At 60.9% G+C, this 4387-nt stretch carries 5 protein-coding genes; 1 reads left to right on the top strand and 4 read right to left on the bottom strand.

All coding sequences use genetic code 11. The features are described from left to right. From AAAB16_RS01975 to AAAB16_RS01965, 3 genes are all read right to left on the bottom strand, one after another. Positions 1 to 561, bottom strand: a 561-nt coding sequence (locus AAAB16_RS01975) for an allophanate hydrolase subunit 1 (protein WP_340661820.1), incomplete at its 3' end; no start/stop codon positions are given. Next, a complete protein-coding gene (locus AAAB16_RS01970; protein ID WP_340661819.1) occupies positions 558 to 1304 on the bottom strand; it encodes a 5-oxoprolinase subunit PxpA in 747 nt (248 codons plus the stop codon). The genes AAAB16_RS01975 and AAAB16_RS01970, both read right to left, overlap by 4 nt. A 9-nt stretch (positions 1305 to 1313) precedes the next feature. Beyond that, the gene (locus AAAB16_RS01965; RefSeq protein WP_340661818.1) at positions 1314 to 2174 is read right to left on the bottom strand and encodes a DUF1989 domain-containing protein; all 861 of its coding nucleotides are present in this window, start codon (positions 2172 to 2174) and stop codon (positions 1314 to 1316) included. Between the two features lie 245 nt (positions 2175 to 2419). On the opposite strand from AAAB16_RS01965, the gene AAAB16_RS01960 reads away from it, so the two are divergent. Continuing rightward, positions 2420 to 3292 (top strand): LysR substrate-binding domain-containing protein, encoded by an 873-nt coding sequence (locus AAAB16_RS01960; protein WP_340661817.1) that lies wholly within the window; start codon positions 2420 to 2422, stop codon positions 3290 to 3292. A 9-nt stretch (positions 3293 to 3301) separates the two neighbouring features. Here AAAB16_RS01960 and AAAB16_RS01955 read toward each other — a convergent pair whose 3' ends face one another. Then, entirely contained in the window at positions 3302 to 4336 is a 1035-nt protein-coding gene (locus AAAB16_RS01955) for an extracellular solute-binding protein (protein ID WP_340661821.1), read from the bottom strand. Positions 4337 to 4387: the final 51 nt, after the last annotated feature.

Genomic DNA, 4387 nt, shown 5'->3' with positions numbered 1-4387 from the left:
GCCCAGTACGTTCCAACCGCCCGGTGAGGTTTGCGGGTAAGCGGCGGTTTGCCGTTCGGCCAGGGCGACGCTGCCCTTGGTTACGCGTTTACGTGGGGTGTTGATACGCGGCGCGGCCAGATGCGGGTCGACCAGACCCATATAGGCAAACCCTGGGGCAAAGCCGAGGGCGAAGACTTGGTATTCATGGCTGCTGTGCAGTTCGATGACTTGGCTGATCGACAGCCCAGTGCGGTTCGCCAGCAGGTGCAATTCCGGCCCCACTTGCGGGTCGTACCACACCGGAATGCTATGGCTGCGACCACTGCCCTCGCCCGCTGGCTGCAGGTCGCGCAGTGCCTCGTCGATCAACGCCCGCGCCTGCACCGAGCCGATGTGCTGCAAATCGTAGTGCAGCATCAGCGTGGTGTACGACGGCACCAGGTCGATCAAGCCCTCGGCAAACACCGCGCGTAAACGCTGCGCGGCGGCGAGCAGCCAGGGCATATGGGCTTCATCGATTTCATCAAACAGGCGCACCATCAGGCAATCGATGGCGACCACCTCGACGCGCACCTTCATGCCGTGTGCAAACCATCAAGCGCTTCACGAATACGCTGCACGGCGGCCACCGAGCCGGCGTTGTCGCCATGCACGCAGAGGGTGTCGACCTGCAGGTGCAGCAGGCTGCCATCGCTGGCGGTCAGGGGTTGGCCTTTGGCCAGTTGCACGGCCTGGGCAACGATGCGCTCGGGTTCGTGGTGCACCGCGCCGGGCAGGCTGCGTGAGACCAAGTTGCCGTTGCCGTCATAGGCGCGGTCGCTAAAGGCTTCAAACCACAGCGGCACATCGAACTCAGCGGCCAGCGATTGCGCCAGGCTGTTATCGGCGCGGCCCATCAGCATCAGGCGCAGGCCATCACCGTAGCCGGCCACGGCCTGAAATACGGCACGCAGCAGCTTGGCATCGCTCATCATGTCGTTGTACAGCGCGCCATGGGGTTTGACGTATTCCACACGGCCACCTTGCGCGCGCGCCACGCCGGCCAAGGCACCGATTTGGTAATGCAGCATATCGATGACTTCCTGCGCCGAGCAGGCCATGGAGCGCCGACCAAAACCCACCAGGTCCGGATAGGCCGGATGGGCGCCAATGCGCACTTGATGCGCAAGCGCCAAGGCCACGGTTTTGCGCATGCTGCCGGGGTCGCCGGCGTGGAAGCCGCAGGCGATATTGGCGCAGTCGATATAGGGCATTACCTCAGCATCCAGGCCCATGGACCAAGCGCCGAAGCTTTCGCCGATATCGCAATTTAGCAGTGGCATTTCGTTCTCCTATCGCTCCCACGCTGGCGCTTGAATCTGCAAGCCATGCTGGCCCTTGTAGGCGGCGCGCTCGGGTTGCTGCCAGCCGTCCAACAACGCGGCGTCGAGTGTATAGATTTCAACCCCCAGCGGGCGACAAACGCTTAGTGGGTCTTGTGCCTCCGGGCCCCACATCGGCAATGAAAGGTCGCCCCCTGGGCAGGTCGATAGCGCGCAGAGCAAATCGATTTCGGCAAAAAACTCCAGGTAGTCACCCTGCTTTGCCGGGCAAGCTTTCATAAAGTACAGGTCGTCGTCATTCAGGCCGGTGCATTGGAAAACGTTCAGCACGTCGTGCACATCAAACTCGGTGAGGCCGTGGGGCAATACGGCGCGAGTAAGGTTGGAATGGCAGTGGTGATGGAAGTCTTCGCCGGTGAGCATTTTGTTTACGTAGGGGTCACAACGGGTGCCGAGTAGGTCATGCAGGCGGCCGCCGTGTTCGTCGATGCCATAGGCGGCCAGGCTGTCGTCGGTGATGGTCACCAGCGGCCGCAGAAACGGCAGGTTCGACCACAGGCGATCGTAGGTGCTGACGTGGGCGCCTTGCAGTTGCCGGGTGCGCGCGGCCCACAGGCGTTCGCGCGGGTCATTGGCATTCCAGATATTCAAATCGCCAACTTGCGGGCCTACCGGGGTGGTGATGCGGAACACATGCCCAGCCGGGACGTTCCAGGCGCGGCCGGTGCGGATCGGGATTTCAAAGTTTTCGAGCAGCGTGCGGGCGTTTTGCTGCTCGCGGATGCGTTGGTAAAACGCTTCGTCCACCTGCAAGGCCGAGCCTTTGCTGACCTGGTAAGCGGCTGGGTAGTCTTTGTAGGCCTTGGGCATGGTGGGTTCCTTTTATTGACCAATTAGAAGATCAAGGGCTCCGCGATAGAGCTCGCTGCTACGGATACGTCGGCCCGTAGGGTGTGCTGTGCGCACCATTGCGTAAACACGGCAATCGTTTGGTGCGCACAGCACACCCTACAGATCAACAGTGAATCTAGAGCTTCCAGCCGAGCAACAACAAGTGACGTTTATTAGCAAAACCCGTTAGTTTTACTAACCTGTCCAGCCAGCGAACACCGCCCATGCGCAAACTCCCGCCCCTCGCCGCTCTGCGCGCCTTCGAAGCCGCTGCTCGCCTACACAGCGTAGGCAAAGCTGCCGCCGAACTAAACGTCACGCACCCGGCCATCAGCCACCAACTCAAGCAGTTGGAAGCCCATTTCGGCCAAGTGTTGATGGTAAAAAGCGGCCGTGGCGTAACGGTCACCGAAGCCGGTGCGCAGTTGGCGCAATCCTTAAGCTGCGCCTTTGATGCCATGGCCCTGGCCTGCGCGCGGTTGCAGGAGCAAGGCCAGCAATCGACCCTGGTGGTGGCCTGTACGCCGTCGGTGGCTTCGCGCTGGCTAATTCCGCTGCTACCGACCTTTGCCGGCCGCCACCCCGAGGTGCAGTTGCGCATTGTCTATGCCTCGCAGACCGCCGAGCGCATCGACGAGGGCATCGACATTTTGATTCGCCATTGGGACGGCCCCTATCAAGGCCCGTATGAAAGCCTGCCACTGCTCAGCGGTGAGACGCGCCCGGTGTGCAGCCCAAGCCTTTTGGCGCAACTGGAAGACCCGGCAGACTGGCAGCAACTGACCCTGCTACACGACGAAAGCCCACGCGGTTGGCAGGCGTGGTTTGACGCCGCCGGCCTGCCCGCACCGGCGCTGAACAGCGGCATCGTATTTGAGGATTTCAATCTGATGAGCACCGCCGCCATCGCCGGCCACGGCGTGGCGTTGTGCCCGACGGCGTTAATTGAGCAGGACCTAGCCAATAACTACCTGGTGCCGCTCTCGCCCATCAGCGCCAACCACGAGCGGCGTTACCTGCTGCTGCACCGCGCGGGCAGCAGAGGCTTGGTCACGGCCTTTCGCGATTGGCTGATGGCGGATGTCATCGGCAGGTAACGCCGCGCCTTATTTGCCAGTTTTCACCTTGGTCCAGGTGCGTGTACGAATGCGCTCCAAGGCCGGCGGCAACATCTCCACGCTATAGAGCTTGGCTTGCATCTCCGCCGGCGGGTACACGTTAGGGTTATTGCGCAGTTCAGCGCTGATCAAACTATCCGCCGCCTGATTGGGGTTGGCGTAGGACACATAATCGGAGATCGGCGCCACCACCTCCGGGCGCAGCAGGTAGTTGATAAAGGCATGGGCCTGCTCGATGTTCTGCGCATCGCGGGGAATGGCCAGCACATCAAACCAGGCTGCGGTGCCCTCTTTCGGAATGCGGTATTCGATATGAATGCCATTGCCCGCCTCCCTGGCTCGCGCCGCCGCTTGCATGGCGCCGCCCGACCAGGCCAGCGCCACACAGATATCGCCATTGGCCAGGTCGGTGACAAACTTCGACGAGCTGAAATAGGTGATCGACGGGCGCAGTTTATTCAGGTGCGCTTCGGCCTTTTTGTAGTCGTCGGGGTTATGGCTATTGGGCGACAAACCCAGGTACTGCAGCACTTCCGGAATCACCTCGGTGGGCGCATCGAGGAAAGCCACGCCGCACTGGTTGAGCTTGGCGAGAATCTCTGGCTTAAACAGCAAGTCCCAAGAATCCAGCGGCGCGTCGTCGCCGAGAATGGCTTTGACCTTGTCGACGTTATAGGCGATGCCATTGGTGCCCCACATATAGGGCACCACGTAGTCGTTGCCGGGGTCTTTGGCGGCCAGCACGTTCAGCAGTTCGGGGTTAAGGTTTTTCCAGTTGGGCAACTTGCTCTTGTCCAGTTTCTGGAACACCTGGGCCTTCATATAGTTGGGCAAAAAGCTGTCGCTGGGCACCACTAGGTCGTAGCCGGAATGGCCGGACAGCAACTTGGCTTCAAGCACTTCGTTGCTGTCGTAAACGTCGTACTTGGGCTCAATGGCGGTTTCTTTTTTAAAGCCGCTGAGGGTGTCCGGGCCGATATAGTCGAACCAATTGTAGATACGCACCACCGGCTCGGCAGCCATGGCTGTTGCACTGGCCAGCAGCGTTGCGGTGAGGGCCAGGCTGAGCAATTT

Source organism: Pseudomonas sp. (assembly GCF_037994325.1).
Classification (GTDB): Bacteria; Pseudomonadota; Gammaproteobacteria; order Pseudomonadales; family Pseudomonadaceae; genus Aquipseudomonas.
This window is presented reverse-complemented; position numbering and strand designations above follow the sequence as displayed.

Excerpts from the sequence above, each read along its gene's own strand:
- AAAB16_RS01970 (WP_340661819.1), bottom strand. The coding sequence starts at position 1,304 with ATGCCACTGCTAAATTGCGATATCGGCGAAAGCTTCGGCGCTTGGTCC.
- AAAB16_RS01960 (WP_340661817.1), top strand. The coding sequence starts at position 2,420 with ATGCGCAAACTCCCGCCCCTCGCCGCTCTGCGCGCCTTCGAAGCCGCT.
- AAAB16_RS01955 (WP_340661821.1), bottom strand. The coding sequence starts at position 4,336 with ATGGCTGCCGAGCCGGTGGTGCGTATCTACAATTGGTTCGACTATATC.
- AAAB16_RS01965 (WP_340661818.1), bottom strand. The coding sequence starts at position 2,174 with ATGCCCAAGGCCTACAAAGACTACCCAGCCGCTTACCAGGTCAGCAAA.